Below are 1,000 nucleotides of genomic sequence, written 5' to 3'. Positions count from 1 at the left end.
ATTGCTGAGCAAACCCACCATACTGTATCAAAATCGCTAAATACGGGCTTACAGGAGGGTACAGCAGAACTTATCAAGACCGCCAAAGCACTTGGACATTTAAAAAACTCGATTGAATCAACCAGTGATCAATTTTCATGGAAAATCATCACCATCATTTTAGGCATTTTCGCCATTCTGATGCTTGGCATCATTTGGTTATTCAGTGTTTATATCAAACCTTTAGAAAATATCCCTCAGATCGAGAGCTTAAGACAGCAAGGTATCCAGTTTGATATTGGAAGCTGTACTGTTGGAGAGGAATCTAAACCGTGTGTTCGTGTGATGAAAAAGCAGTGCGGATATGGAAAAAATGGCGATTTTTGTGTCATAGACCCAAAATAATAGGCATATTTTTTATTTCACGAGAGGAAAAGAGGTAATCATGCCATTAATTGAATATTACGGCTTGTTATTTGAATGGCATGACCAAAAAATGGATTTAGTCTATCGAGGGCGAGAAATTACGTTCGAGGAGGTCTGTAGTATTTTCCTTGATCCTGCATTGATCTCTTTTGAGGATGTAGGACACTATGATGAACAACGACTAATATCAGTCGGTTTAAGCAATCGTGGTAGACTATTAACAGTGGTTTGGGTTGAACGTGGAGATGTTGCGAGAATAATCACTGCATTTGAACCATCACATCACCAAAAGCGGAGGTACAGCAATGCAAAATGAACTAGAACGCTATAAAAATTTTGACCCTACTAATGCGCCATTGGTTAAACCTAGCTTTGTGAAGAAATTACAGGAACGCCATGCCATAGCTCAAGCAAAGGCTTTTGATGCTGATGTAGTTGCATGGTTAAGTTCACAAGATAATGAAACAAAACAACATATTAACGATATGGTTCGCCATATTATGGCATTGAAACGTGCTTGATTAGGGATTTAGTCATTATTAGATATGACCTCCCTTTTTTGTCTTAATGTCTGATTGATCAAAGAAAAAGCCCA

The 1,000-nt window shown here is 38.2% G+C and carries 3 protein-coding genes; all 3 read left to right on the top strand.

Annotated elements, in window-relative coordinates; genetic code table 11:
- On the top strand, window positions 1-384 hold a 384-nt coding region (locus FTV34_RS17765), incomplete at its 5' end, for a hypothetical protein (RefSeq protein ID WP_180070953.1).
- Between the two features lie 40 nt (window positions 385-424).
- The gene (locus FTV34_RS17760; protein ID WP_002011632.1) at window positions 425-721 is read left to right on the top strand and encodes a BrnT family toxin; all 297 of its coding nucleotides are present in this window, start codon (window positions 425-427) and stop codon (window positions 719-721) included.
- A complete protein-coding gene (locus tag FTV34_RS17755; RefSeq protein WP_068599492.1) occupies window positions 711-926 on the top strand; it encodes a hypothetical protein in 216 nt (71 codons plus the stop codon). Before FTV34_RS17760 ends, FTV34_RS17755 begins: the two co-directional genes overlap by 11 nt.
- The last annotated feature ends 74 nt before the right edge of the window (window positions 927-1,000 follow it).

Origin of the sequence: Acinetobacter sp. YH16038 (genome assembly GCF_013417275.1) — a bacterium.
Lineage (GTDB): Bacteria > Pseudomonadota > Gammaproteobacteria > Pseudomonadales > Moraxellaceae > Acinetobacter.
The sequence above is the reverse complement of the archived record's forward strand: the minus strand, read 5'-3'. Positions and strand labels throughout refer to the sequence as shown.

Bases quoted from the DNA above. Each gene is read 5' to 3' on its own strand.
- FTV34_RS17755 (WP_068599492.1), top strand. From the start codon at position 711: ATGCAAAATGAACTAGAACGCTATAAAAATTTTGACCCTACTAATGCG.
- FTV34_RS17760 (WP_002011632.1), top strand. From the start codon at position 425: ATGCCATTAATTGAATATTACGGCTTGTTATTTGAATGGCATGACCAA.